Here is a 25344-nt window from a genome sequence, read left to right on the forward strand (position 1 = left end):
GACGGCTTCCGGCTGGTGCGAGTGGACTTCCCCGGCTGCTGCCACCCCGAACACGGCGACCTGCCGTACTGGACCACCCCGTCCGACACCCCCACTGATCGAGCTGACCGAGGAGGCGACCGATGACCGCGACTCTGACCGAGCCCCGGCTCGCCCCATCCCCGGCCGAGCCGCCCGCGGCCCGCACCGGCCGCCGGGAGTACCTGGCGCTGGCGGCCCTGCTGATCGGCACCGCCATCGCCTACCTCTGGAACCTGTCCGCCAACGGCTGGGCCAACTCCTTCTACGCGGCCGCCGTGCAGGCGGGTTCGGTGTCGTGGAAGGCCATGTTCTTCGGCTCCTCCGACGCGGCCAACTCCATCACCGTGGACAAGACGCCACTGTCGTTGTGGCCCATGGAGATCTCGGTGCGGATCTTCGGCCTGCACAGCTGGAGCATGCTGCTGCCGCAGGCCCTGCTCGGCGTGGCCTCGGTGGCGCTGCTGTGGGCCATCGTGCGCCGCAGCTTCGGCGCGAGCGCCGGACTGCTGGCCGGCCTGGTGCTGGCGCTGACTCCCATTGCCGCCGTGATGTTCCGGTTCAACAACCCGGACGCCATGCTGGTGTTCCTCATGCTGGCCGCGGCCTGGGCCATGACCCGCGCGATCGCCGACGGCCGCTGGCGCTGGGTGCTGCTCACCGGCGCGTTCATCGGACTCGGCTTCCTGGCCAAGCAGCTGCAGGTGCTGCTGGTGGTGCCCGCGCTGGCGCTGACCTACCTGATCGCGGGCCCGCCCAAGCTGGGCAAGCGCATCGCGCAACTGTTCGGCGCGGCCGCGGCCATGGTGGCGGGCGCGGGCTGGTGGGTGCTGCTGGCCGAGCTGTGGCCGGCCTCGGATCGCCCGTACTTCGGCGGCTCGCAGCACAATTCGATCATCGAACTCACCCTCGGCTACAACGGTCTGGGCCGTCTCGACGGCAATGAGCGTGGCAGCGTCGGCGGTTTCGGCGGGGGCGACCAGCTGCCGACCGGCGGTGGCGGCATGTGGGGCACGCCCGGTATCGGGCGGCTGTTCGAACCGGCGCAGGCCGGTCAGATCGCCTGGCTCATCCCGGCCGCCCTGGTGCTGCTGGTGGCGGGAATCGCCCTGCGCGGCAAGCTGGCCCGCACCGATCCGCAGCGCGCCACGCTGATCCTGTTCGGCGGCTGGCTGGTGGGCACCGGACTGGTGTTCAGCTTCATGAAGGGCATCTTCCACCCGTACTACACGGTGGCGCTGGCCCCGGCCGTGGCCGCGGTGATCGGCGCGGGCTCGGTGCTCGCCTGGCAGCACCGCGATCGGCTGTGGGTTCGTCTGGCCGCCGTGCCGGCGATGGGCCTGACCACGGCCACGGCGTGGATCATTCTGTCCCGCAGCACGTCCTTCGTGCCGTGGCTGCGCTGGGCGGTCCTGGTGGGCGGCATCGTCGCCACCGTCCTCCTGCTGATTCGCCTGCCCCGCAAGGCCGGTCTGGCCGTCGCGGCGGCCGCGGTGCTGGTCGGTCTGGCCGGTCCTACCGCCTACGCCGTGGACGGCATCGCCACCGCACACCAGGGGCCGATGCCCTCGGCCGGACCCGCGGTGCGCGGCGGCTGGGGTCCGGGCGGGCCGCGCGGCGGTGACCACGGCATGCCGAACGGCCGCGCCGGCAACGGCGGACCGGGTGGCATTGCGGGACCCGGCAATGGCATGCCCGGCGGGCAGCCGGGTGGCGGTCAGCACGGCATGGGCATGAACCACGGTGACACCGCGACCGGCGGACCCGGTGGAACCGAGGGCGGTCCAGGCGGATTCGGCGGCGGCGCGGGCAACATGATGATGGCGAGCAACCCGAGTGACAAGGTCACCGCGCTGCTGAAGGCCGACGGCTCCGAGTACACCTGGGTGGCGGCGACGGTCAGCTCCAACTCGGCGGCCGGATTCCAGCTGGCGACCCAGCTGCCGGTCATGCCGATCGGTGGCTTCAACGGCAGCGACCCCTCGCCGACCCTGTCCCAGTTCCAGGAGTACGTGCAGGTCGGCCGGATCCACTACTTCATCAGTGGCAATCAGATGGGCGGCGACCGCGGCGGCGACGGCGGCAACCAGAGCCAGAGCTCGCAGATCACGGCGTGGGTGAAGGAACACTTCAACTCGCAGGAGGTGGACGGCATCACCCTCTACGACCTGACCTCGCCGAAGACCACCTGACCGGCGGGCTTGCCACCGCCACCACAGGACCGAGCGCTCGTACCCGATGGGGGACGAGCGCTCAGTTCTTTCCGTCGCACACAAGTGGGTGTGCGACTCGGCCGCAAGTGATCTACCTCGTCGTTAGAATCGATGTGACGGTCGTCACGATCCAGGGAATCCGCCATGAGCACGCCGCATCCCCTCAGCGATGAGCATCGAGAAGCCTTCTGGCGCAGGGCCGGATGGGATCCGTACCTCCCGGATGCCGAGCGCACGGCCATAGAAAGCCGCTGGGACGACGAATCCATCTCCATGGCGGAGGTTTTCGGCTTCTGATCGGCGGCACCGCGGGTCAGTTCGAGATGCCCGGGGTGCGACGGACGTAGGTGCCGTCGGTGAGCTGTGCGACGAGGAAATCGGCGATGTCGGCGCGTGAGATCTTCAGCGACAGACCGGTTTCCGTGGCCGGGAAATCCCGGCGGTAGTTCCCGGTGGCCGGTCCGTCGGTGAAGGCGCTGGGCCGCACGATGGTCCAGTCCAGATCGCTGGCCAGCACGTACTCTTCCTGCCGCACGTGATCGGCGTAGGCCTGCCGCAGCAGCATGCCGAACATGACGTACTTCCAGACGAAGTTCAGATTGCCGCGGCTGTCGCCGACACCCAGCGAGGACTGGCAGATCAGCCGCTTCACCCCGGTCCGAGCCATGGCCTCGATGATGTGGCGGGTGCCCTCGGCGCGCACCACGCCCTTGCGGCCGGCGCCGAGGGTGACGATCACCGCGTCCTGCCCGATCACGGTGCGCTCCACCGCGGCCGGGTCCAGCACATCGCCGACCTCGACGCGCAGCCGCTCGTGGGGTGCGGCGGTCAGGTTGGCGGGATCGCGGGTCAGTGCGGTGACCTGATGCCCGGCCGCGAGGGCACGGGCGACGACGTGGCGACCGACGGTTCCGGTGGCTCCGAAAATGGCGACCTTCATGGCTCTCACCTCGTGTAATTCGTTGTTGCGATGATGAATTCAGTACATCAGCGAGAGCCTCCGGGAACCATCGCCGCGCGTCTCGCGAACATGCGGGAGGATCCAGGCCGGCCCGTGGGATGAACCGGGCCGGCCCTCGAGCAGAACCAGGCGAATCAGCGCAGCCCGGCGAAGAATTCGCGAATATCCGCCACCAGCACGTCGGTCGCCTCGCGCGCGGCGTAGTGTCCCGCCGCATCATTGGCGCTGGTCGAGCCCGAGTTCACGTCGTAGGCGTGCCAGCTCACGATGTTCGCGTGATCCCGCTCGGCGAAGCGGCGGATGGACTGGAAGTCGCCCTTGAACATGGCCAGTCCGGTCGGGGTGGTGGTGGGGCCCTGCGGCACCTCGGAGGCGTGGGCGTCCTCGTAGTAGAAGCGGATCGACGAGGCGGCGGTGCCGGTCAGCCAGTAGAGGGCGACATTGCCGATCACGAAGTCCGGGTCGGCGCTCTCCGGGAACAGCTGGGAATTCCAGCCCAGCAGACCCACCGGTGAATCCGCGAGCGCGAAGGCCAGGGTCTGCGGCTGCTGGCTCTGCAGGGTATTGAAGGCCATCTTGTTGTCGTAGAACCACTTCAGATGGGCCAGCCCCGCCTGGTCCTCGGCGGACAGGTCGGCCATTTCCGCCGGATCGCCGGAGGGGAACGAGAACAGCTGCGTCACATGGACTCCCACCACTCGATCGGGCGCGATCCGGCCGATTTCGGGGGAGATCATGGAACCCGCGTCATTGCCGATGGCGCCGTAGCGTGCATAGCCCAGCCGCTCCATCAGCTCCGCCCAGGCCCGGGCGGTGCGCCACCGGTTCCAGCCGGTGGACCGGGTCGGGCCGGACCAGCCGTAGCCCGGCAGGGACGGGATCACCAGGTGGAAGGCGGGATCGTCCGCGGACTCGGGCTCGGTGAGCGGCTCGATGACGTCGAGGTATTCCAGGACGGAACCGGGCCAGCCGTGGGTCAGGATGACCGGGGTGGCATCCGCGCGGGAGGACCGGATGTGCAGGAAGTGGATGTCCTCGCCGTCGATCTCGGTGGTGAACTGCGGATAGGCATTGAGCTCGGCTTCCATTGCCCGCCAATCGAATTCCTTCAGCCAGTACTCGGCGAGGCCGCGGACGCGGTCACCGCTGACGCCGTACGCGTCGCCCGCGCCCGGCAGCTCGTTCGGCCACAGCGCCTTGCGCAGCCGCTCGGCCAGATCGTCCAGCTGGGCCTGGGGGACGTCGATGCGGAAGGGGCGGATGGCGTTCATCATTCTCTCCTAAGTGGAACGGAATGCTTCGTTCTGTTCAAACAGTAACGGAACGGATCATTCCGTTCAAGTGGTAGGCTCGGATTCATGTCGAAGACAGCCGAACCCGCAGCTCAGCGCGCCCTACCCGGCCGCAAGGCGCAGGCCGCGCGCAATGACGAACTCATCCTGGCCGCCGCCCGCGACGTGTTCCTGGCCGAACCCAAGGCGCCGATCTCGGCCGTCGCCGAGCGCGCGGGGGTGGGCATCAGCGCGCTGTACCGCCGCTATCCGAGCAAGGAGGAGCTGCTGCGCACCCTCTGCTACGACGGACTGCGCCGCTACAACGCGGAAGCCGAAGCGGCCCTGGAGAATTCCGACGGCTGGGCGGCGCTGGTCGACTTCCTGCACCGCGTGGTCGACGCCGATGTGCACTCGCTGACCGTGCATCTGGCCGGCACCTTCACCCCGGACGAATCGATTCTCCCGGACGTCCGGCGCTCGGCCGAACTCAATGACGAAATCCTGCGCCGGGCCCGGGAATCGGGGCGGCTGCGTCGCGGGGTCACCGTCGCCGACTTCGGCCTGATCCTCGAAGCCTGCGCGACGATTGCACTGCCCGATCCCGAACGCACCGCCCAGCTGCGCCGCCGGGTCCTGGCCCTGCTGATCGACGGCCTCACCGTCACCGGCGACCTGCCCGGCCCGCCACCGGTGCCGGGCGAATTCGCCCAACGCTGGCAGCGTCGTGACCAGTGAACGGTAGCGTTCGCCGCGGGCGTGCCGGCATTCGTTCCCGAACCATGATGAATTCCGCGGCTCGGCTCCGACTTCCGCAAGAGCACTCGAATCGGAAGGAACTGTCATGAACTGGACACTCGAAGTGGTCATCGTCCCCGTGTCGGACGTGGACCGCGCCAAGGACTTCTACAGCACCAAGCTCGGGTTTCATGTAGACCACGACGTCCGGCCCGCGGAGGGCACGCGGATCTGTCAGCTCACGCCGCCGGGGTCGGGCTGTTCGATCGTCATCGGCGAGGGCGTGGTGCCGAAGATGGAGCCGGGATATCTCAAAGGGCTGCAGCTGGTCGTGCCCGATCTGAAGCGTGCCCACGCTGAACTGGTCGAGCGTGGAGTAGAGGTCAGCGACATCCAGGTGCTGCCGGGGCCGCCGTCCGCGGGCGACCCGCTGGACAACAGCGGATTCATCTTCTTCGACGATCCGGACGGCAACAGCTGGGCCGTCCAGCAGATTTCGAGCCGGGCCTGAGGCGACGAGGCCGGGCCGGAACACGATTCGGGGCGAGCAGCTCGAAAGCCGCCCGCCCCGAATCGGATTCGCCTACCGGATCCGGTCCTAGGACACGACCGGCAGGTACACCTGGTTACCGGTGGAGGCGAACTCGGCGGACTTCTCCGCCATGCCCGCTTCGATGGCGGCGATATCGGTGAGGCCCTGCTTCTCGGCGTAGTCGCGCACGTCCTGCGAGATGCGCATGGAGCAGAACTTCGGACCGCACATGGAGCAGAAGTGCGCGGTCTTGGCCGGCTCGGCCGGGAGGGTCTCGTCGTGGTACTCGCGGGCGGTGTCGGGGTCCAGCGAGAGGTTGAACTGGTCGGTCCAGCGGAACTCGAAGCGCGCCTTGGACAGTGCGTTGTCGCGGTCCTGGGCGCGCGGGTGCTGCTTGGCCAGGTCGGCGGAGTGGGCGGCGATCTTGTAGGTGATCACGCCGACCTTCACGTCGTCCCGGTTGGGCAGACCCAGGTGCTCCTTGGGCGTCACGTAGCAGAGCATGGCGGTGCCCGCCTGCGCGATGATGGCCGCGCCGATGGCCGAGGTGATGTGGTCGTAGGCCGGCGCGATATCGGTGGCCAGCGGGCCGAGCGTGTAGAAGGGGGCCTCCTCGCAGAGCTCCTCCTCCAGCTTCACGTTCTCGACGATCTTGTGCATGGGCACGTGGCCCGGGCCCTCGATCATCACCTGCACGCCATAGGATTTCGCGATCTTGGTGAGCTCACCCAGGGTGCGCAGCTCGGCGAACTGGGCCTCGTCATTGGCGTCCGCGATGGAACCCGGGCGCAGACCGTCACCCAGCGAGAAGGTGATGTCGTACTTGGCCAGGATCTCGCACAGCTCGGCGAAGTTGGTGTACAGGAACGATTCCTGGTGATGCGCCAGGCACCACGCCGCCATGATGGAACCGCCGCGCGACACGATGCCGGTGACCCGCTTGGCGGTCAGCGGCACGTAGCGCAACAGCACGCCGGCGTGCACCGTCATGTAGTCGACGCCCTGCTCGGCCTGCTCGATCACGGTGTCGCGGTAGATCTCCCAGGTGAGCTTGGTGGGATCGCCGTTCACCTTCTCCAGCGCCTGGTAGATCGGCACGGTGCCGACCGGGACGGGGGAGTTGCGCAGAATCCACTCACGGGTCTCGTGAATGTTCTTGCCGGTGGACAGATCCATGATGGTGTCGGCGCCCCAGCGGGTGGCCCACACCATCTTCTCCACCTCCTCGGCGATGGAGGAGCTCACCGCCGAATTGCCGATGTTCGCATTGATCTTGACCGCGAACTTCTTGCCGATGATCATCGGCTCGGACTCGGGGTGGCGGTGGTTGGCCGGGATCACCGCGCGACCGGCGGCCACCTCGTCGCGCACCAGCTCGGGCGCGACACCCTCGCGCGCCGCGATGTAGCGCATCTCGTTGGTGATGATGCCCTGGCGGGCCCAGGCCAGCTGGGTCGGCGGGCCGTCGACCTGCGGCTTGTCCCAGGTGTCGCGGAGCTTGGGCAGCCCCGCCTCGAGATCGATGGCGGCGGTGTCGTCGGTGTACGGACCGGAGGTGTCGTACACGTCGAAGTGCTCGCCATTGGTGAGATTGATGCGCCGCACCGGAACCCGCAGCGTCGTGCCGTCGGCCTCGACCTGCTCGTAGTGCTTGACGCTGCCCTCGATGGGACCGGTTGTCACGGTGTCGACGGGCGCGGAGTTGCTCGGGACACGACTCGATGGCATGGGTGAATCCTCCCTACGCCGGCATTACCCGGTCAGGTTCATACGGTCGACGGCCCACTAGCCGTCCTCTCAGCCCGCTGGTGCGAGCCCCCGTTGGCATACGTACTTTTCCGCAGTGACCATACCGCGCTGCACGGCACGCACGCTCCGAGACCGCGGAATATACGATTCGGTCTGCTCGGGGGATGGATTCGGCCGGGTGGGGTTCAGCGGGTAGGCGGGTCTCAGCGCTCCTGCGGGCCGATAGGCCAGCCCAGTGCGCCGAACGCGGCGTTCAGCTCGATCTCGGTCTGGGTGGCGAGGGCGTCGAGGCTGCCGAGCATGGTGATCACATCGTCGGTGCGGCAGCCGGACGGGTCGGCCGCGCCCGGGGCGAGGCGGGACTTGATCCAGTTGAAGGCGTCGGCCATGCCGAGGGTGGTCAGGGTCAGGTGCTCGCTGAGATGATCGCGCTTGTAATAGACGGAAGCACCCCCGTCGCACCACCGCTGGACCATGCGGTCGTTGGTGTACCACGGCACGGCCTCGTCGTAGACGCCCTGATAGACCATGGTGGGCGCGGTCGGCGGATTACCGCCCAGCACAGTCGAATCGAAGACCTCCTCGATCTCCGGCAGTGCCAGGTAGTCGGCGATCGGGATGGTCAGCATGCGCTGGTAGTCGGTGAACATCAGGTTCAGCGCATTGCGCACCAGGCACTGGTTCGCGGTGCGGTCCATGACCGCGCGGCCCTCGGTTGTCAGGTACTTCTCGGTGGTCTCGGCGAACCTGGGGTACGCATTGCGCAGCGAGGCGATACCCACACCGATGAGGCTGGCGAACATCGAACCGTTGACGTGCAACAGGGATTCGACATCCGAAACCGGTGCGCCCAGGGCGATGCCCTCGACGTTCAGCTCCGGCGCATAGCGCGGCTGCATCTCCGCCGCCCAGCCGCTGCCCATGCCGCCGCCGGAGTAACCCCACAGGGCCACCGGCGTATTCGCGCCGTCCAGGCCCAACGGCTGGAAGCTCTCGGCGGCGCGCACGCTGTCGAGAATCAGGTACCCGGGCTCCTCGGCGACCGCGAGATGCCCGTTCAGTCCCTCGTAGTCGGGCACATTGATGGCGTACCCCTGGCTGATGGAGGCTGCGAGCTCCAGGTACTCGACGGTGGAGTGCACGCCCTCCAGCGCGGGTAGCCCGCCGCCCTGCTGCAGCACGTAGGACGGCGCGCACGCGGGCGAGGTGCTGTCGTAGAAGAACTGGTGCGAGACCAGCGGCCGACTGTGAGAAGTGTTGGCCCCCTCCGGAATCGCCACCGTGGTGGCCGCGACCGCCGGCTGCCCGAACAGGTCGGTGGTGCGGTACAGCAGTTGCCACGATCGCACGTGCACCGGCAGCACGGTGAGCACCGCCAGCTGCACCTCGCGGCTGCGCAGGATCGTGCCGGGATCGGTGGATTCGAACCCGTCGGGCGCTCGATAGAACGGGTCGATGTTCACCGGGAGTGGTTGCGCGGCAACCGTTCCCGCGGTGACTCCCCCCAGTAGCACGGCCGAGGCGGTCGTCAGTGCCGTCGCGAGCGCGGCCGCGAGCAGCCGCCTCCCACGCCCGCGATCCCCAGTGATTGCCACGTCTCTGTTCCCTTCGCATCGACGTGACAGCGATTACAGCACGGCATCCGATTACCAACAAGATGTCTTTCTGAAACGAGCTTGGCTATCGTCTAGGCATGTCCCGCAGCAAATCTGCCGCGCCGACCGACCGGACCCCCGTGCGGCGTCGCATCCGCGGCCTCGACGCCGACGAGCGCAGCGCGCAGCGCCGCCGTCAGCTGCTCGCCGCCGCCACCGAACTCTTTGCCCGGCAGAGCTATTCGGGCACCTCCATCGAACAGATCTGCCAGCACGCCTACGTCGGCACCAAGGGCTTCTACGACCACTTCGACAGCAAGGAGGCCTGCTACACCGCCCTGCTGGAACAGATCACCACGGGCATCCAGCAACGGGTGGCAGAGGTGGCCGTCGAAACCGCCGACGCGGACTGGGCCACCCGCCGCGCCACCGTCCTGGCCGCCTTCGTCCACGCCATCGCCGACGACCCGCGCCTGGCCAAGGTCACCTTCGGCGAAGCCGGCGGCATCTCGCCCACCGTCGAAGCCATGCGCCGCTCCAACCGCCGCTGGTCCGCCGAATTCCTGAAACACCAATGGCTGCAGGCCGATCCGCGCGACGACCCGCACCTGCTGGCCCTCGCCCTCGCCACCATCGGCGGCATGTTCGAACTGGTCGCCGACTGGCTGCACCACCACGACGACGGCGGCGCACCGGATTCCGTGGACACCCTCGTCGCCGATCTGAACCACTTCGTGGCGGTGGTCGACGCGGGCCGGGTCGCCGCTCGCTGAGTGGGGGCGCTCAGTCGCGCGGGCGGGCGGCGAGCATGATCTCGCGCAGGGTATCGCGGAGCCAGACATGGGCGGGGTCGGCGTCGTTGCGGGGATGCCAGGCCAAAGCGTATGGCAGCGGCGGGGTTTCGATGGGCAGGTCGAACACGGTGAGGCCGAGTTGCTCGGCCATGGGGGCGGCGCAGGCGGGGAGGTTACCGAGCAGATCGCTGTTGCGGAGGAAGAACAGCGAGCCGGTGATGCCGGCGACCGAGGCGGTCACCTCCCGGCGCAGGCCGTGGCGGGCGAGGGCGTCGTCGATCGGACCGGAGCGCCGGCCGCGCCGGGAAGCGGCCAGATGGCGGGCGCGCACGTAGTCCTCGAGCCGGATCGTGGTGCCGCGCAGCAGCGGATGCCCGCGCCGGGCGGCGCCGACCATGCGGTCCTCGAACACCGGCGCGACCTGGATTTCCGGTGCGCGGTCGCCGATGATGCCCAGCTCGAGATCGGCCACACCGTCGCGCAGCATGGGCGCGTCGGTGTGGCCCTCATTGAGGAAGCGCAGCGTGATGCCGGGGGCCTCGGCGGTGGCGCGTTCGACCAGGGCGGGGCCGAATACGGCGGCCATGGTGTAGTGGGCCAGCACGGTGAGATCGCGGTTGACGGTGCGAAGGTCGGTGCTGTGAGCGGCCGAGAAGAGGCGCTGCACCCGCTCGACCAGCTCGCGCACCTCGGGCTCGATGGCCAGCGCGTGCGGGGTCGGAACCATGGCCCGGCCCGCGCGCACCAGGATCGGATCCCCGATGGTCCGCCGGATGCGTCCCAGTGCACGGCTGACCGCCGGCTCGGACAGTCGTAGGCGCTCGGCCGCCCCGGTCACGCTGTGCTCGGTGAGCAGAGCGTCCAGGGCGACGAGCAGGTTCAGGTCCAGGCCGCGAAGGTCGGTGTGTTGCGTCTGGCGCATGTATTCCATGATAAAGATGCATTTGAGTAATGTGTCTGCCCGCCCTACCGTTGAATTCGTTGCGGTGAACGCGGGTGAAAACTCTGAATGTCTTCGCCGATGACCTTGCACCGCAACATATTTCCGGCCAGGGCCCGGCTCGGAAGGTGTACCGGCACCGCTTCGCGACGTCGTCGAGGTGGCGTCGCTTCCCCTTATCCCGATTTCCAGGAGTTCTCGCATGTCCACCGTCGTGTCCGCCGTTCCGGTCGCCGACTCCCGAGCCGCCGGACCGCCGCGCGCGGTCCTGCTCGCCCTGTGCGCCTGCGTCATGGTGGCGCAGAGCATGGTGGCCGCCATCAATCTCGCGATTCCCCTGCTCGCCGCGTCTCCGCTGCATCCGAGTTCGTCGGAACTGCTGTGGGCGGTCGACGCCTATGTGATCGTCTTTGCCGCCCTGCTCATCCCGGCCGGCGCGCTCGGCGACCGGTACGGGCGCAAGGGCGCGCTGCTGGCCGGGCTCGGACTGTTCGCGGCGGGTGCGCTCACCAGCGCGCTGGCTCCGCACGCGGCCGTGCTGATCGCGGGCCGGGCGGTCTCGGGTGCGGGCGCGGCGCTCATCATGCCCGCCACCCTGTCGATTGTGGTGCAGCTGTGCCCGGACGCCCGCACCCGCGCGAGTGCGCTGGCCGCGTGGACCCTGTCGCTGGGTCTGGGTGGCGCACTGGGCAATATCGGCGGTGGATTGCTGCAGCAGTATCTGCCGTGGCAGGCCCTGTTCTGGGTGATGGTCCCCGCCGGTCTGGTCTTGCTGGCGGTGGCGGCGGTGGTGACGCCGAAAACCCCACGGCGCGAGGCGGATCAGGATCCATGCGGGGCGACGCTGCTCATGGCCGGATCGACCGCGGTGCTGTACGGCATCATCGAGGGCCCGGCACACGGCTGGGGCGCTGCGGAAGTGCTGGCCGGATTCGGGCTCGGCGCGGTGCTGCTCGCGGTGCTGGTCCGGCATTCGCTGCGTTCGCCGCATCCGCTCATCGATCCACGGGTGTTCCGGTCCCGGCGGTTGAGCGTGGCCGTCCTGGGCACGGGCACAACGTTTTTCGGATTGTTCGCGTTGTTCTTCGTGAACTCGCAGTACCTGCAGTACGTGAAGGACTTCTCGGCGGGCGCGGCGGGACTGGCCATCGTGCCGCTCACCCTCGGCATGATCCTGGTGCCCCGCTACGCGGTCCGGCTGGAAGCCCGGCTGGGCCCGCTGATTCCGGCCGCGGGCGGGCTCGCCGTCATCGGCGCGGGCCTGCTGGCGGTCGCGACCGCGGACGCGGGCACCCCGTATCCGCTGTACGCGGTCTATCTGGTGGTGCTGTCCGTCGGCATGGGGTTCGCCGCACCCGTACTGACGCACGGCGTCATGGCGAACCTGCCGGTCGATCGCGCCGGGATGGGTGCCGGATTGAACTCCGCCGCACGGGAATTCGGTGCCGCCGGCGGCGTCGCCGTGATCGGCACCGTGATGGCCTCACACGCCGGAGACGGCACCCACCCGGTCGCCTTCGCCGACAGCATGGGCCTCGGTCTCGGCGTCATCGGCGTCCTGGTGCTGCTCGCCGCCGGTGTGGTCGCCCTCGGCTACCGCCGCGGCTGACTCCTCCTCCAGCCCGATCCGCTTGTGCAGCGCCGCAAGCGGTTTCGGTGCCCACCAGTTGCTGGTGGACATCAGGCGCATGAGGGCCGGGGCCAGCAGGCCGCGAATGATGGTGGCGTCGGAGACCACGGCCAGCGCCAGGCCGATGCCGAACAACTTCATGGGTGCGACCTCGGAGGTGGCCACGGCCAGCAGCACCACCGCCATCAAACCCGCTGCGGCGGTGAAGATCCGGCCGGTGCGGGCCACCCCGAGAGCCACCGAGCGGGTATTGGCCGCCCGGCCGCGATCCGAGGCCAGCCATTCCTCGCGAATCCGGGACAGCAGGAAGACCTCGTAGTCCATGGACATGCCGAAGGCCAGGCAGAACATGAGGATCGGCATGAACAGGTCGATGCTGCCGGTCGGGGTGAACCCCAGCAGACCGGACAGGTGGCCCTGCGCGAAGACCCAGATCATGGCGCCGAAGGTGGCGGTCAGCGACAGCATGTTGAGCAGCAGCGCCTTCACCGGGAGCACCACGCTGCCGGTGAACAGGAACAGCAGGATCAGGGTGATGACGGCGATGAGCGCGGCCGCCAAGGGGATCCGGCTGATGACCGAGTCCATGGTGTCCTCGTTCAGGGCCGCCGCGCCGCCGTACCGCACCTCGCCGGGAGCCGGGACCGCCCGCAGTGCCGCGAGCTGCTGTTTGCCCGCGGCGGAGTAGGGCGCGACCTTCGTGCCGACCGAAAGGTAGGTCCCGTTCGGGCCGGCCATCTGCGGGAGGCCGGCCGCGACCCGTTTGCCGGTCGGCGGAACGCCCTCGGCGGACGGCGACGCCAGGTAGACGCCCTCGCTGGACAGCACCGCCGCGACGCCCGGCACCTCCGACAGGCTCTTGGCATACGCGCCGATGTCCGCTGCGCCGCCGTGGAATCCGGGCAGCACGATCACCGTGCTGGAGGCCATGTCGGCATTGAAGTCCTGCCGCAGCGCGTCACCCACCTGACGGCTGGACGCGAAGGTGCCGATCACGCGATCGTCCGGGGTGCCGAAATGTGCCTTCAGGAACGGGGATCCGAGCGCCAGTAGCACCGCCGCCGCGATCACCGCGACCGGCAGCGCCCGCCGCATGACCGCGGTCACCAGCCGGTACCAGAAGGTGGTCCCGACCGGCTTGGGCGCGGGCTCGCCGCGACCCAGCAGGCGGCGCACCGGTTTCCGCAGATCCCAGGCGTTCCGCTCCGCCTCCCCGCGCTTCCGATCGCCGAGCAGCGCCAGCGCGGCGGGCAGCAACAGCACCGACGCGCCCACGGCCGCGGCCACGACCGCGACACCGGCGTAGGCGAAGGACTTGAAGAACGGCTGCGGGAACACCGCCAGCGCCGCCAGGGCCAGGGCGACGGTCAAGCCGGAGAACACCACGGTGCGGCCCGCGGTCTGCACCGAACGCAGTATGGCCGCCCGGGTATCGCGGCCATTGGCCAGCTCCTCGCGATACCGGCTGACAATGAACAGGCTGTAGTCGATGGCCAAGGCCAGCCCCAGCGCGCTGGTCATGTTCAGCGCGAAGATGGAGACATCCATGACCGTGGTCAGCCCGCGCAGAATGCCCAGCGTCGCTGCGATCGCGAACAGTCCCACGCCGACCGGCAGCAGCGCCGCGACCACGCTGCCGAACACCAGCACCAGCAGCAGCGCCGATACCGGCACCGCGATGGCCTCCGCCAGCAGCAGGTCCTTCTCGACCTGGTGATTGATATCGGCGAAGGAACCGGCCATGCCACCGACCCGGACCTGCACGCCGTCGCTGTCCCCATTGAGCTGGTTCGACAGCTCGGCGGCCCGGTTCTGCACCTCGGTGTCGGTGCCGGTGACCGTGGCCATGATGAGCCCGCGCTGCCCGTCCTTGCTCTTCAGCGCGGAGGCCAGGTCGGGCCGGGCGGCGAGGCTGGTCCAATACGACTGCACGCCGGTCACCGTCGGGTCCTGGCTCAGCTCGTCGGTGACGCGCTGCGCCTCGCCGCGCACCTGCGGGCTGTTGACGCCCCCGGCACCGCTGACCATGACGATGAGGTTGGGATTGCCGCCGGGGAAGTTCTTCGTGATGAAGTCATTGGCGCGCACCGACTCCAGCGAGTCGGTCAGATAGCCGCCGCCGACCATGTGGGATTTCACGGTGGCGCCGAAGCCGCCGCACACGAGCATCAACAGGAGCGCGGCCACCAGGACCGCGCGCGGGCGCGCCATGGCGAACCGGGCAGTACTGGTCAACATTGACGCCACCCTCCGAAGTCTTCAGACGTCCGGAACGGTAACGTTCCTGACCTACCGGTCGGTAGGGTCAGTGATGATGTTCATGGTAATGCGATTCGACTATTACTCGGCCTTCGCGATGCGCCCGCGCACCTCACCCAGCTCCAGGTGACCGCCCCCGATGGCGGGTGCGGTGGCCGTGATGACCACCTCGTCGCCGTCCTGCAGAAAGGTTCGCTGGCCCCCGTTCAACTCGATCGGTTCGGTACCGCCCCAGCTCATTTCCATCAGCGACCCACGCTCGCCACGACCGGCCCCCGAGATGGTGCCGGAGGCGAACAGATCGCCGGTGCGGGTCGACGCGCCGTTGACCGTCAGATGCGCGAGCATCTGCGGCCCCGACCAATACATACGCCGGAACGGCGGAGTGGAGATCACCTGGCCGTTCCACTCCACGGTCAGCGTGATGTCCAGTCCCCAGGACGTGTCGTCCCGCAGATACGGCAGCGGCTCCGGATGCTGCGGCGGCAGCGGAATCCGCGCGGCGGCCAGAGCGTCGAGCGGAGTCACGAACGCCGACAGGCTGGTCGCGAAGGACTTGCCGAGGAATGGGCCCAGCGGTTGCCCCTCCCAGGCCTGGATGTCCCGGGCCGACCAGTCGTTCACCAGCGCCACCCCGAAAACGTGCTCGGCGAACTCGCCGGTCCCGACGGGCGTACCGAGCCGCGAGCCCGCGCCCACCACGAAGCCCAGTTCGGCCTCGATATCGAGGCGACGGCTCGGCCCGAAATCCGGTGTGCCGGAATCGGTCCGGCGCTGCCCGTGCGGCCGGACGACATCCGTGCCCGACACCACCACCGTGCCCGCGCGCCCGTGATACCCCACCGGCAGATGCCGCCAATTCGGCAGCAGCGGTTCACCGGCCGGCCGCAGCATCCGGCCCATGGCGGTGGCGTGATCGAGGCTGGCGTAGAAGTCGACGTAGTCGCCGATCTCCACCGGCAGGTCCAGCCGCACCGCCCGCACCGAATGCACCGCCGCCGCGGGCAGTTCCGCCTCGGCCGCCGCACCCACCCGCTCGCGCACCTCCCGCCAGCACTGCGGGCCCTGGGTCATGAAGGCATTCAGGCTGGGCTGCGCGAACATCGGATCATCCAGCGCCACCGCCAGATCGATGATCGAATCGCCCAGCCGCGCCCCCACCCGCGGGTCCCCGCCCAGCGGGCGGAACACGCAGTACGGCAGGTGTTCCGGCCCGAATCCGGAACCCGCGGGCACCTCGATCCGCACCCGGCTGCTCATTTCCCCACCACCCGATCCCATGTCACCAACCCCTGCGCCGTCGCACCACTCGGACTCAGATCCACTCGGACGGCCCTCGCCCAGACCAGGTCCAGGCATACCGCGCGTCCTCGCACGCCAGCGCGCCCTCACCCAGCTGCAGCGGGTGGAAGGTGTCCACCATGACCGCCAGCTCGTCGAAGAAATCGATGCCGATGCTGCGCTCGTAGGCCCCCGGCTGCGGCCCGTGCGCGTACCCGCCCGGATGCACCGACACCGAGCCCTGCCCGATCCCGGATCCCTTGCGCGCCTCGTAGTTTCCGCCGCAGTAGAAGAGGATCTCGTCGGAGTCCACATTCGAGTGGTAGTAGGGGACCGGTATCGACAGCGGGTGGTAGTCCACCTTGCGCGGCACGAAATTGCAGATCACGAAGTTCTGCCCCTCGAAAGCCTGGTGCACCGGCGGCGGCTGATGCACGCGGCCGGTGATCGGTTCGAAGTCGGCGATATCGAAGGTGAACGGGTACAGGCAGCCGTCCCAGCCCACCACGTCGAAGGGGTGGCGGGCGTACACCATGCTGGTGCCGACGATCTCACCGGCGGGACGGTGCTTGACCAGCACCTCCACGTCCTCACCGTCGACCTGCATCAACTCTGTGGGCCCGTGCAGATCCCGCTCGCAGTAGGGCGAGTTCTCCAGGAACTGGCCGTATTTCGAGAGATACCGCTTGGGCGGGGTGATGTGGCCGGTGCCCTCGATGACATAGGCGCGCAAGGGTTCGGGGCCGTCGGGAATCCAGCGATGCGTGGTGGCGCGTGGCAGCAGCACCTGATGCCCCTGCCGCACCGGCAGCGGCCCGAAGACGGTTTCCACCCGCCCCGAACCGGATTCGATGTAGACGAGTTCGTCGCCGACGGCATTGCGGTACAGCGCCGATTCCCGCAGCGCCGCCACGTAGGAGATGCGCACATCGGCATTGCCCAGCAGCAGCCGCCGCCCGGTCACCACATCGCTGTCGGCCGGCTTGTCGCCCAGGAACAGTTCGTGCAGCTTCAGATGCCGGTGCCGCAGTGGATGATTCGGGTACAGCCGCTGCTCGGGCAGTATCCACACCGACGAATCCACAATGGCCGGAGGCAATCCCCGGTGATAGAGCAGCGAGGAATCACCGGAGAAGCCCTCTTCGCCCATCAGCTCTTCGTAATAGAGCGTGCCCCGCTCGTCCCGATGCTGCGTGTGCCGCTTGGGCGGCACCGAACCAACCTGCCGATAGAACGTCATGGCGGCCTCCCGCTGACCGATGGTCCCTTTCCCATCGTAGCCACCGGATAACGGCAGGACCCCGGATTCTCAAGCGTGGCGCAGGGCCCGATACACCGCCGCGCCGACGAACTCACCCAGTGTGTCGGGGGTCCACTCGCCCGGATCGGTGAGCAGGGTGCGCACCGCGCCCTCACCGGCCGAGACCCACAGCTCCACCAGGGCCGGCAGCTTGCGTTCGGCCTGCGCGGTGCCCCAGGCCTTCAGGGTCGGGCGCAGCCGCCGGGTGCAGCGCTCCACGGCCAGCAGCCGGCCCTTGCCGAACGAATCCGCCACGGCCGGATCGGGATTGCCGTACAGCAGGCGCCAGGTGTCGGGCCGCTGGGACACCGTGTGCAGCAGGGCGCGGAAGCCCTCCACGAAGACCGCCTCGTCGGCTTCGACCCGGCGGCGCGGCAGCGTGTCCATGACGCCCTGCACCAGGTAGTCCTCCTCGCGGCGGATGAGCGCCTCGAGGAGTTCCACCCGATCGGCGAAGCAGGCGTAGACGACCGGGCGGGTGACCTTCATACGGTCGGCCACGGCGGCGATGGTCACCGCTGCGATGCCGTCGGCGACGGCGATCTCGAGGGCGGTGTCGAGAACTTGCGGGCGACGTCGTTCGGGACCCAGATGCCGCGCGCGCTGGCGTGGTCGTATCGCCGAATCGATGCCCATGCGCACCGACGATAGCAGTGCGCGCGGAGGGTGGACCCGCTGGTCCGAGCCGGTAACAAGATCGTTTCCTACATCGGTGCACGAAAATGCTACATTCACGAAGGAAACCACTCGGAGGAGCCGGGGACGCCCCCCGGACCGGAGGAGACGAATTCCGATGAATCAGACCCTGTTCAATCCGAAGACCTGTGAATTCGCCGAATTCGACGCCGAGACCAGGCGGCTGCTGCGCGCCACCGTCGACTACTTCGAGACCTTCGGCAAGACCCGGCTGCTCGCCGAGAGCCGGGACCGGGTCTGGTACGCGGATTTCCTGGACTTCATCAAGCGCGAACGGGTCTTCGCGACCTTCCTGACCCCGGCCGCGCAGGCCGGCGGCGACCCGAACAAGCGCTGGGACACCGCGCGTATCGCCATGATGAGCAAGATCCTCGGCTTCTACGGCATGCAGTACTGGTACGTGTGGCAGGTCACCATCCTCGGCCTCGGCCCGATCTGGCAGAGCGCCAATGCCGAGGCCAAGGCCCGCGCCGCCGCGCTGCTGGAATCCGGCGAGATCTTCGCCTTCGGCCTCTCCGAGAAGGAGCACGGCGCCGACATCTACTCGACCGACATGGTGCTGGAACCGAAACCGGGCGGCGGCTACACCGCCACCGGACGCAAGCACTACATCGGCAACGGCAATCTCGCGGGCATGGTGTCGGTCTTCGGCCGCCGCGCCGACAAGCCGATCATCGACTCCTCGGACTTCCTGCGGAAGATGACCGACGAGGAGTACTCGGGCTATCTGTTCTTCGCCGCCGACTCCCGGCACAAGAACTACAAGCTGCGCAAGAACGTCGTCGACTCCCAGATGTACGTCGCCGCTTTCGATCTCGACCAGTACCCGGTCGCCGAATCCGACATCCTGCACACCGGGCGCGCGGCCTTCGACGCCGCCATGAACACGGTCAATGTCGGCAAGTTCAATCTCGGCTTCGGTGCGGTCGGCGCGTGTGAGCACGCCATGTTCGAGGCGGTCGGCCACGCGTACAACCGAATCCTGTTCGGGCACCGGGTGACCGAGTTCCCGCAGGTGAAATCGCTGTTGGCGGACAGCTACGCCCGCCTGATCGGCATGAAGCTCTACAGCGAGCGAGCCATCGACTACCTGCGCTCGGCCAATGAGAACGACCGGCGCTACCTGCTTTTCAACGCCATCGAGAAGATGTCGGTCACCCGGCACGGCCAGCGGCTGTACGAGGACCTCGCCGACGTCATCGCGGCGCGCGGCTTCGAGAACGACATGTACTTCCCGATGGCCATGGTCGGCATGTTCGGCCTGCCGCGGCTCGAGGGCACCGTCCACGTGAACATGGCCCTGTCGCTGAAGTTCATGCCCAACTTCATGTTCCACCCCGCCGACGCCGGACTGGCCGCGCTGCGCTACCTGCCGGGCGCGGGCGTCGCGCCCAAGGGCGCGGTGCGCGCGGTGTCCGGCGCGCTGAGCTGGACCAGCCGTCGTGCCAGCGGCCCGGCCGCCAAGGCGGTGCCCACGCTGAAGAGCGAATTCGCCCGGGCCGCACACGCTCCCGTGCCCACCCGCCGCGACGCCGCCGACGACGAATTCCTGTTCCGTCAGGGCCCGAGCAGCGGCCTCGGCAAGATCCGCTTCACCGACTGGCGACCGGTCTTCGAGAAGTTCGCCCACATCCCGAATGTCGCGGTCTTCCTGGAACAGGCCCTCGCCTTCCAAACCCTGCTCGCCGCCGCCACCCCGACCGCCGCACAGCAGCAGGACGTCGACTTCCTCTTCGCCCTCGGCGAGCTGTTCACCACGCTCCCGTACGCCCAGCTCATCCTCGAGCAGGCCGAGATCGCCGGCGCCGACGAGTCGGTGCTCGACCAGCTCTTCGACCTGTTCGTCCGCGAGTTCTCCAAGCACGCCCTCACCCTGCACACCAAGCCGACCGCCACCAAGGCCCAGCAGATCCGCGCGCTGGATCTGGTCCGCCGCCCGATCTCGGACCAGTCCCGCTTCGACCGCGTATCGGCTCAGGTCGAAGCCCTGGCCGGGGTCTACGAAATGAATCCCTGACGTTGTTCCCTGCGGCCCGGCCGGCCCGGGCCGCAAATGCCACATTTGCCGGCCGTCTGCTCGGGAGCACATGCGAGCCGCGGTTTCCACGAATCCCGTGACCGTCACTCCGCAGCAGGCCAAGGGGCTGTATGCCCGCGGGTCCCGGTCCAGCGCATAACGGCGGGGTTAACTTTTTGGGATTCTTCCCGGTCGAACGGGGCTTTCCGGGTAAAGAGGCGTACCTACGCTTGCGTAACAGGACAGGCGTACGGCAACCTCGCCTTGATCTTCGAGATGCTCGACCAGATCTTTCGACATCGCTCCACCAGTTCAGACTCAGCCGAGGAGGCCCTTCCGTGTCCCATTACAAGGCGAACCTACGAGACATCGAGTTCAACTTGTTCGAAGTACTGGGTATCGGGGAACTGCTGGACCAGGGCGCCTACGGCGACCTGGACGCCGACACCGCGCGGGAGATGCTCGCCGAGGCGAAGCGCCTGGCGGAGGGGCCGATCGCGGAATCGTTCGTCGAGGCCGATCGCAACCCGGTCGAGTTCATTCCGGACCAGCACACCATCACCGTGCCGGAATCGCTGAAGAAGACCGTGGCCGCGGTCAACGAGGCCGGGTACTCCGGTCTGGGCATGGCCGAGGAGATGGGCGGCGTGCCCGCCCCCAACGCCCTCATCTGGGGCATCCAGGAAATGCTGGTCGCCGCGAACAACTCGGCCTCGTTCTTCAACATGGGTCCGCTCATGCACAAGGTGCTCTTCGACGAGGGCACCGAGCAGCAGCGGAAGTGGGCCACCCACGCGTGGGAGAACCGCTGGGGCGGCACCATGGTGCTCACCGAGCCGGACGCCGGCTCCGATGTCGGCATGGGCCGCACCAAGGCGATCCAGCAGGCCGACGGCACCTGGCACATCGAGGGCGTGAAGCGCTTCATCTCCGGTGGCGACGTGGGCGACACCGCCGACAACATCTTCCACCTGGTGCTGGCCCGACCCGAGGGCGCCGGCCCGGGCACCAAGGGCTTGTCGCTGTTCGTGGTGCCGCGTTTCCTGTTCGACACCGAGACCATGGAACTCGGCGCCAAGAACGGCGCGCTGGTCACCGGCGTCGAGCACAAGATGGGCATCAAGTCCTCGCCCACCTGTGAGATCACCTTCGGCGGTGACATTCCGGCCGTCGGCTACCTGGTCGGTGACCAGCACAATGGCATCGCGCAGATGTTCAAGGTCATCGAGAATGCGCGAATGATGGTGGGTACCAAGGCCACCGGCGCGCTGTCCACCGGGTACCTGAACGCTCTGGAGTACGCCAAGCAGCGCGTGCAGGGCGCGGATCTGACCCAGATGGCCGACAAGGGCGCGCCGCGCGTCACCATCACCCACCACCCGGACGTGCGTCGTTCGCTGGCCACCCAGAAGGCGTACGCCGAGGGTCTGCGCGGGCTGTACATGTACTGCGCCTCGTACCAGAACGCCGATGTGGCGCAGGCCAATTACGGGGTGGACGCCGAGCTGGCGGAGAAGGTCAACGACCTGCTGCTGCCGATCGTCAAGGGCTGCGGTTCGGACCGGGCGTACGAGAGCCTGACCGAATCGCTGCAGACCCTGGGTGGTTCCGGCTACCTGCAGGACTACCCGATCGAGCAGTACATCCGCGACTGCAAGATCGACTCGCTGTACGAGGGCACCACCGCCATCCAGGCGCAGGACTTCTTCTTCCGCAAGATCATTCGCGACAAGGGCGTGGCGCTCGCGCACGTCGCCGGCCTGATGCAGCAGTTCATCGACGGCGGCCCGGACCAGTTCAAGATCGAGCGCGGGCTGCTCGGCGCGGCGCTGGCCGACGTGCAGGCCATGGCGGCCACCCTCACCGGCTACCTGATGGCCGCGCAGCAGCAGATCGACGAGATCTACAAGGTCGGTCTGGGTTCGGTCCGATTCCTGTACGCCGTGGGCGATCTCGTCATCTCCTGGCGACTGCTGGAGCAGGCCGCCATCGCCCAGGCGGCGCTGGACGCCGGTGCGGCCGACAAGGACAAGAACTTCTACACCGGCAAGGTCGGCGTGGCGTCCTGGTTCGCGAAGAACAAGCTGCCGCTCATCAGCGGCGTGCGCTCGGTCGTCGAGAACATCGACAACGACATCATGAAGCTGGACGAGGCCGCTTTCTGACCCACCCGCATCCCCCGGCCCCGCACCTGTCCGGTGCGGGGCCGGTTTGCTTCACGCCACCCGGCTCGCTGGTCCCCGATCGGCGGGATCACGACGTCGGTGCCGTCCGCCCGCGGCGGTGGCGACCACGGGATTGGGAAGCACGATGGTCGGTGCGTCCAGCACGGCGTGTAGGTGGGCGCTGAAGGCGTCGAGGCTGCCGTAGCGCGTGAGGATCTCGTCGAGTACCTGGTGCGCACTCGAGCCTGTCGGATTGTTCATCTCGCCCCTCCGAGGTCCGCCACCGGCCGGGGCCGGGTGTTGACCGGCATTCTGCACGAGATATTCGAACGCGTAGCTACTTTGGGGATAACTGTGACCTTCCGTGCCTCGAGCACTCTCGATTCGTGCCATCGGCGTGGATCTGGGCCGCTCCAGCACCAGATTGCCCTATTGTCCGGTACGGGTGACCGGAGTGAGGAACGGTGGCGGGGCTCGGGAATGGTTATCTCGCCGCACCCCTGGTCCGGATCACTCTGTCGCGGTGCCCACGCTTCATCAAACCCGGGTGGTGCACCGTGCGCGGAAAGTTGCTCGACGGCCGGGTGGGTCAGCCCGCAGACTCCCCGATCCACCCGGCCCCGAACGAGTTCCTGTGTGTCGTGTCGGCGAGGCGCGACTCGCCGATGTGACACGCACATTCGATGTGTGACGGCGCCGTGAAGTGTCGTCCCCAGCGGGTACAACTACGGCATGGTCTTCCCGGTTACCTTCGGCTGGATCCAGATGCTGCTGCTGGTACTCGGCATCGCGGCGATCGGATTGCTCGTCACGGCTGTTCTCAGAGCGCGCAAGGTGGGGTGGCGGGCGCTGGCCGGCCGGGGCGCGGGTGCGGCCGGGCTGGTGCTCGTCGCGGTCGTGATCCTGTGGATCACCACGCTGCTGCAGACCTTCCTCGGGCTCACCGGGGAGGTGAAGGCGGCGCACATCGAGGCCAAACCCGTTGCGGGGCAAGAGCACATGATGAACGTGGAGCTGACCCTCTACGGCGACAAGGACCACGGCGACCAGCACAAGACCTATCAGGTCGAGGGCGACCTGTGGGTACTGCAGGCCAATATCGTGGAACTCGAACCGTGGGTGAACGCGCTCGGCTTCAACTCCGGCTACAAGGTGACCCGGCTCTACGGCCAGCGGCTGGACGGCATCGCCACCAAGCAGAATCAGATCTTCCTCAATGGCAGCGACGCCGACTTCTTCCAGGACATGAAAAATCAGTCCTGGTACACAAGGCCTTTCGTGCGCTCGGCCTACGGCAACGCGGTCATCGCGGCCGCGGGCAGCTACGACGTCTTCATCTCCCGCGACGCCATCAAGAGCCGGTCCGTCTAGTCGGCGAGTTCGGCCACCACGGGCGCATGATCGCTGGCGCCCTTGCCCTTTCGCTCCTCGCGGTCCACGTTCGCCTCGGTGACCCGGGCCGACAGGGCGGGGGAGCCGAGGATGAAATCGATGCGCATGCCCTCTTTCCGGGGGAAGCGCAGCTGCGTGTAGTCCCAGTAGGTGTAGACGCCCGGGCCCGGGTGGAAGGGCCGCATCACGTCGCTGAAGCCCACCTCGCCGAAGGCGTCGAAGGCGTCGCGTTCCCGGTCGGACACATGCGTCTTGCCCTCGAAGAATTCCGGCGACCACACATCCAGATCGGTCGGCGCGATATTCCAGTCACCCACCAGCGCGATCTGCGCGTCCGGATCCTCCGACAGCCACTTGCTACCCGCACTGCGCAGGGCGGCAAGCCATTCCAGCTTGTAGGTGTAGTGCGGATCGTCCAGGGCGCGGCCATTGGGCACGTACAGGCTCCACACCCGCACCCCGCCGCAGGTCGCGCCGATCGCGCGGGCCTCCACCACCGGAGCGCTGAGCAGCGATTCCCCGGCGTCCTTGTCGAATCCGGGCTGATCCGGGAAGCCGATCGCGACATCCTCGATCCCGACCCGGGAGGCGATGGCCACACCGTTCCATTGGCTGTAGCCGACGTGCGCGACCTCGTACCCGGCCGCCTCGAAGGCCTCGAACGGGAACTGCTCGTCCTTGCACTTGGTTTCCTGCATGGCCAGCACGTCGATATCGGCGCGGTCCAGCCACGCCAGCACCCGATCCTGCCGGGTACGAATCGAATTCACGTTCCAGGTAGCGATGCGCACGAGTGGTGAACCTTTCAGAACTAGTGTCTTGCGAAAGCGAGTGGCACGCAATCAGGGCGCGGCGTACCGGTAGCGGTGGTGTTCGACGAACCCCATCTCCTGGTACAGCGCCAGCGCAGCGTCATTCTCGTCCGACACCTGCACGTACGCGTGCGTGGCCCCGTGCGAATGCCCCCAGCGGATCATCTCCGCGCACACCAGCGCGCCCAGCCCGTGCCGTCGATGCCCGTTCGCCACGGCGACGCAGGTCAGACCCGCCCAGCAGCGGCCGTCCGGGGCCGTGGTGACCGCGACCCGGCCGATGGCCAGCGGCGACTGCAACCCCAGCGTGGCGAAGGCGACCTGACCGTCACGCACCGCCGTCAGTACCTCCACCACCGGGGTCGACCCGAGTTCGGCGTCCCCGCCGCGATGCCGGTGCATGGACAGCCAGGCCCCGTCCGGATCCGCGGTGAAGCGCACCATCGGCGGCCCGGACGGCAGCGCCATGGTCGCGATATCGACGGCCAGCACCTGGGTTTCGTTCCACCTGCGCCAGTCCGCGGGCACGGTGGCCAGCCGGTCGGGCAGCTGGAACTGTGCGGGCAGGCCGTGCGCGGTGTACCACTCGGCGATCCGATGCAGGGTCTCGGTGTCCATCAGGGCGGGTCCGTCCGTACCGCCCAGCGGCACCGCGGAATTCGCGCGATTGGTGTATCCGTCCCCGGCGCGCAACAGCCAGCCACCGATCCAGGACCGCCGCAGGCCCGGCCAGCCGTCGGCCGCGGCGGCCTCCAGGGCGCGGATCTCGCTGGTCCGAATGGGCCTGGGCCCGAGCGGTTTCCAGGCCACCACCCGATCCCAGGCGATCGACACCACCTGGCCGTCGGCGGTGCGCACGGTCAGCGGATCGGTCTCGGTGAGTTCACCGATCACATCCGTCAGCGGTTGCGGATAGCCCGCGGGCAGGCGGTAGCGAACCACCACCCGCTTACCGATCGGCGGGAGTTCGGAATCGGTCAT

20 protein-coding genes, 1 pseudogene and 1 riboswitch are annotated in these 25344 nt (G+C 68.1%); of the genes and pseudogenes, 9 read left to right on the forward strand and 12 right to left on the reverse strand.

The window, feature by feature from the left end; translation table 11 throughout:
• The first annotated feature begins 122 nt into the window (after window positions 1-122).
• Together ACWEKS_RS21020 and ACWEKS_RS21025 are read left to right on the forward strand one after the other, a co-directional pair.
• Window positions 123-2210 carry a glycosyltransferase family 39 protein gene (locus ACWEKS_RS21020; RefSeq protein ID WP_452341639.1) on the forward strand — a complete coding sequence of 696 codons (2088 nt, stop codon included), beginning with the start codon at window positions 123-125 and terminating at the stop codon, window positions 2208-2210.
• A gap of 165 nt (window positions 2211-2375) precedes the next feature.
• A complete protein-coding gene (locus ACWEKS_RS21025) occupies window positions 2376-2528 on the forward strand; it encodes a hypothetical protein (protein WP_452341640.1) in 153 nt (50 codons plus the stop codon).
• 16 nt (window positions 2529-2544) lie between these two features.
• Here ACWEKS_RS21025 and ACWEKS_RS21030 read toward each other — a convergent pair whose 3' ends face one another.
• Both ACWEKS_RS21030 and ACWEKS_RS21035 read right to left on the reverse strand, forming a co-directional pair.
• The gene (locus ACWEKS_RS21030) at window positions 2545-3171 is read right to left on the reverse strand and encodes an NAD(P)-dependent oxidoreductase (protein WP_452341641.1); all 627 of its coding nucleotides are present in this window, start codon (window positions 3169-3171) and stop codon (window positions 2545-2547) included.
• Between the two features lie 155 nt (window positions 3172-3326).
• Window positions 3327-4466, reverse strand: coding sequence for an epoxide hydrolase family protein (locus ACWEKS_RS21035; RefSeq protein WP_452341642.1), 1140 nt, complete (start codon window positions 4464-4466; stop codon window positions 3327-3329).
• Window positions 4467-4550: 84 nt separating this feature from the next.
• Between ACWEKS_RS21035 and ACWEKS_RS21040 the strand changes: the two genes are divergently transcribed.
• Together ACWEKS_RS21040 and ACWEKS_RS21045 are read left to right on the forward strand one after the other, a co-directional pair.
• Complete coding sequence (locus ACWEKS_RS21040; RefSeq protein ID WP_452341643.1) at window positions 4551-5201, forward strand: TetR/AcrR family transcriptional regulator; 651 nt, start codon at window positions 4551-4553, stop codon at window positions 5199-5201.
• 106 nt (window positions 5202-5307) lie between these two features.
• Window positions 5308-5712: a VOC family protein gene (locus tag ACWEKS_RS21045; protein ID WP_354843524.1), complete on the forward strand. Its 405-nt coding sequence runs from the start codon at window positions 5308-5310 to the stop codon at window positions 5710-5712.
• A gap of 87 nt (window positions 5713-5799) precedes the next feature.
• Here ACWEKS_RS21045 and thiC read toward each other — a convergent pair whose 3' ends face one another.
• The gene (thiC, locus tag ACWEKS_RS21050) at window positions 5800-7461 is read right to left on the reverse strand and encodes a phosphomethylpyrimidine synthase ThiC (protein WP_452341644.1); all 1662 of its coding nucleotides are present in this window, start codon (window positions 7459-7461) and stop codon (window positions 5800-5802) included.
• A riboswitch (TPP riboswitch) is annotated at window positions 7455-7565 on the reverse strand. (Overlaps the previous gene by 7 nt.)
• 120 nt (window positions 7566-7685) lie before the next feature.
• The gene (locus ACWEKS_RS21055) at window positions 7686-9077 is read right to left on the reverse strand and encodes a lipase family protein (protein ID WP_452341645.1); all 1392 of its coding nucleotides are present in this window, start codon (window positions 9075-9077) and stop codon (window positions 7686-7688) included.
• Window positions 9078-9175: 98 nt separating this feature from the next.
• Between ACWEKS_RS21055 and ACWEKS_RS21060 the strand changes: the two genes are divergently transcribed.
• Window positions 9176-9850, forward strand: a complete 675-nt coding sequence (locus tag ACWEKS_RS21060; protein WP_452341646.1) for a TetR/AcrR family transcriptional regulator — start codon at window positions 9176-9178, stop codon at window positions 9848-9850.
• Between the two features lie 10 nt (window positions 9851-9860).
• Here ACWEKS_RS21060 and ACWEKS_RS21065 read toward each other — a convergent pair whose 3' ends face one another.
• Entirely contained in the window at window positions 9861-10793 is a 933-nt protein-coding gene (locus ACWEKS_RS21065) for a LysR family transcriptional regulator (protein WP_452341647.1), read from the reverse strand.
• A gap of 220 nt (window positions 10794-11013) precedes the next feature.
• Here ACWEKS_RS21065 and ACWEKS_RS21070 point away from each other — a divergent pair.
• Window positions 11014-12255: pseudogene (locus ACWEKS_RS21070) on the forward strand (MFS transporter); the annotation flags it as partial.
• 39 nt (window positions 12256-12294) lie between these two features.
• Here ACWEKS_RS21070 and ACWEKS_RS21075 read toward each other — a convergent pair.
• The 4 genes from ACWEKS_RS21075 to ACWEKS_RS21090 all read right to left on the reverse strand — a co-directional run bounded on the left by ACWEKS_RS21075 (window position 12295) and on the right by ACWEKS_RS21090 (window position 17917).
• A complete protein-coding gene (locus ACWEKS_RS21075) occupies window positions 12295-14679 on the reverse strand; it encodes an MMPL family transporter (protein ID WP_452341648.1) in 2385 nt (794 codons plus the stop codon).
• Window positions 14680-14781: 102 nt separating this feature from the next.
• Window positions 14782-15960 (reverse strand): fumarylacetoacetase, encoded by a 1179-nt coding sequence (fahA, locus tag ACWEKS_RS21080; RefSeq protein WP_452341649.1) that lies wholly within the window; start codon window positions 15958-15960, stop codon window positions 14782-14784.
• Between the two features lie 55 nt (window positions 15961-16015).
• Window positions 16016-17221: a homogentisate 1,2-dioxygenase gene (locus ACWEKS_RS21085; RefSeq protein ID WP_452341650.1), complete on the reverse strand. Its 1206-nt coding sequence runs from the start codon at window positions 17219-17221 to the stop codon at window positions 16016-16018.
• Window positions 17222-17290: 69 nt separating this feature from the next.
• A complete protein-coding gene (locus ACWEKS_RS21090) occupies window positions 17291-17917 on the reverse strand; it encodes a TetR/AcrR family transcriptional regulator (protein ID WP_354843547.1) in 627 nt (208 codons plus the stop codon).
• Between the two features lie 157 nt (window positions 17918-18074).
• On the opposite strand from ACWEKS_RS21090, the gene ACWEKS_RS21095 reads away from it, so the two are divergent.
• Window positions 18075-19994, forward strand: a complete 1920-nt coding sequence (locus ACWEKS_RS21095; RefSeq protein WP_452341651.1) for an acyl-CoA dehydrogenase family protein — start codon at window positions 18075-18077, stop codon at window positions 19992-19994.
• A 338-nt stretch (window positions 19995-20332) separates the two neighbouring features.
• Window positions 20333-22159 (forward strand): acyl-CoA dehydrogenase, encoded by a 1827-nt coding sequence (locus tag ACWEKS_RS21100; RefSeq protein WP_452341652.1) that lies wholly within the window; start codon window positions 20333-20335, stop codon window positions 22157-22159.
• A gap of 51 nt (window positions 22160-22210) precedes the next feature.
• Here ACWEKS_RS21100 and ACWEKS_RS21105 read toward each other — a convergent pair whose 3' ends face one another.
• On the reverse strand, window positions 22211-22420 hold the full coding sequence (locus ACWEKS_RS21105) for a hypothetical protein (protein ID WP_452341653.1): 210 nt from the start codon (window positions 22418-22420) through the stop codon (window positions 22211-22213).
• A gap of 471 nt (window positions 22421-22891) precedes the next feature.
• Here ACWEKS_RS21105 and ACWEKS_RS21110 point away from each other — a divergent pair, with 471 nt between their 5' ends.
• The gene (locus ACWEKS_RS21110; RefSeq protein ID WP_452341654.1) at window positions 22892-23530 is read left to right on the forward strand and encodes a hypothetical protein; all 639 of its coding nucleotides are present in this window, start codon (window positions 22892-22894) and stop codon (window positions 23528-23530) included.
• Here ACWEKS_RS21110 and ACWEKS_RS21115 read toward each other — a convergent pair.
• Both ACWEKS_RS21115 and ACWEKS_RS21120 read right to left on the reverse strand, forming a co-directional pair.
• Window positions 23527-24342 carry an exodeoxyribonuclease III gene (locus ACWEKS_RS21115; RefSeq protein ID WP_452341655.1) on the reverse strand — a complete coding sequence of 272 codons (816 nt, stop codon included), beginning with the start codon at window positions 24340-24342 and terminating at the stop codon, window positions 23527-23529. The two genes, ACWEKS_RS21110 and ACWEKS_RS21115, sit on opposite strands and share 4 nt — an antisense overlap.
• Before the next feature lie 51 nt (window positions 24343-24393).
• Entirely contained in the window at window positions 24394-25344 is a 951-nt protein-coding gene (locus tag ACWEKS_RS21120) for an N-acetylglutamate synthase, CG3035 family (RefSeq protein ID WP_452341656.1), read from the reverse strand.

The sequence above is a fragment of the Nocardia sp. NPDC004711 genome (assembly GCF_053601595.1).

Bases quoted from the DNA above. Each gene is read 5' to 3' on its own strand.
- ACWEKS_RS21020 (WP_452341639.1), top strand. From the start codon at position 123: ATGACCGCGACTCTGACCGAGCCCCGGCTCGCCCCATCCCCGGCCGAG.
- ACWEKS_RS21025 (WP_452341640.1), top strand. From the start codon at position 2,376: ATGAGCACGCCGCATCCCCTCAGCGATGAGCATCGAGAAGCCTTCTGG.
- ACWEKS_RS21030 (WP_452341641.1), bottom strand. From the start codon at position 3,171: ATGAAGGTCGCCATTTTCGGAGCCACCGGAACCGTCGGTCGCCACGTC.
- ACWEKS_RS21035 (WP_452341642.1), bottom strand. From the start codon at position 4,466: ATGATGAACGCCATCCGCCCCTTCCGCATCGACGTCCCCCAGGCCCAG.
- ACWEKS_RS21040 (WP_452341643.1), top strand. From the start codon at position 4,551: ATGTCGAAGACAGCCGAACCCGCAGCTCAGCGCGCCCTACCCGGCCGC.
- ACWEKS_RS21045 (WP_354843524.1), top strand. From the start codon at position 5,308: ATGAACTGGACACTCGAAGTGGTCATCGTCCCCGTGTCGGACGTGGAC.
- thiC (WP_452341644.1), bottom strand. From the start codon at position 7,461: ATGCCATCGAGTCGTGTCCCGAGCAACTCCGCGCCCGTCGACACCGTG.
- ACWEKS_RS21060 (WP_452341646.1), top strand. From the start codon at position 9,176: ATGTCCCGCAGCAAATCTGCCGCGCCGACCGACCGGACCCCCGTGCGG.
- ACWEKS_RS21065 (WP_452341647.1), bottom strand. From the start codon at position 10,793: ATGCGCCAGACGCAACACACCGACCTTCGCGGCCTGGACCTGAACCTG.
- ACWEKS_RS21075 (WP_452341648.1), bottom strand. From the start codon at position 14,679: ATGTTGACCAGTACTGCCCGGTTCGCCATGGCGCGCCCGCGCGCGGTC.
- fahA (WP_452341649.1), bottom strand. From the start codon at position 15,960: ATGAGCAGCCGGGTGCGGATCGAGGTGCCCGCGGGTTCCGGATTCGGG.
- ACWEKS_RS21085 (WP_452341650.1), bottom strand. From the start codon at position 17,221: ATGACGTTCTATCGGCAGGTTGGTTCGGTGCCGCCCAAGCGGCACACG.
- ACWEKS_RS21090 (WP_354843547.1), bottom strand. From the start codon at position 17,917: ATGGGCATCGATTCGGCGATACGACCACGCCAGCGCGCGCGGCATCTG.
- ACWEKS_RS21095 (WP_452341651.1), top strand. From the start codon at position 18,075: ATGAATCAGACCCTGTTCAATCCGAAGACCTGTGAATTCGCCGAATTC.
- ACWEKS_RS21105 (WP_452341653.1), bottom strand. From the start codon at position 22,420: ATGAACAATCCGACAGGCTCGAGTGCGCACCAGGTACTCGACGAGATC.
- ACWEKS_RS21110 (WP_452341654.1), top strand. From the start codon at position 22,892: ATGGTCTTCCCGGTTACCTTCGGCTGGATCCAGATGCTGCTGCTGGTA.
- ACWEKS_RS21120 (WP_452341656.1), bottom strand. From the start codon at position 25,344: ATGACCGATTCCGAACTCCCGCCGATCGGTAAGCGGGTGGTGGTTCGC.